The 423-nt window shown below is 70.9% G+C and carries 1 protein-coding gene; it reads left to right on the top strand.

Translation table 11 applies throughout. The features are described from left to right. The coding region (locus AC5Y6X_RS24460) for a PPE family protein (RefSeq protein WP_499989724.1) at positions 1–423 on the top strand (423 nt) is incomplete at both ends.

The following is a 423-nucleotide window of genomic DNA, read 5'->3' on the forward strand; positions in this document are numbered from 1 at the left end:
GGGTTGGCGGCTGAGTTGGCCGCGGCGGCCGCCGGTTATGGCTCGGTGGTCTCGGAGTTGACCGGCGCGCCCTGGGTGGGTCCGGCGTCGGCGTCGATGCTGTCGGCGGTCACCCCGTATGTCAGCTGGCTGGACAGCATGGCCGGGCAGGCCGAGGAGACGGCCAACCAGGCCCGCGCGGCCGCGGCCGCCTATGAGACGGCGTTCATGATGACGGTGCCCCCGCCGGTGATCGCGGCCAACCGGGTCCTGCTGGCCACGCTGATCGCGACCAACTTCTTCGGGCAAAACACCCCCGCGATCGCCGCGACCGAGGCCCAGTACATGGAGATGTGGGCCCAGGACGCCACCACCATGTATGGCTATGCGGCCTCGTCGGCGACGGCCTCGCGGTTGGCGCCGTTTCGCTCACCGCCGAACACC

Source organism: Mycobacterium sp. NGS26 (genome assembly GCF_059813025.1).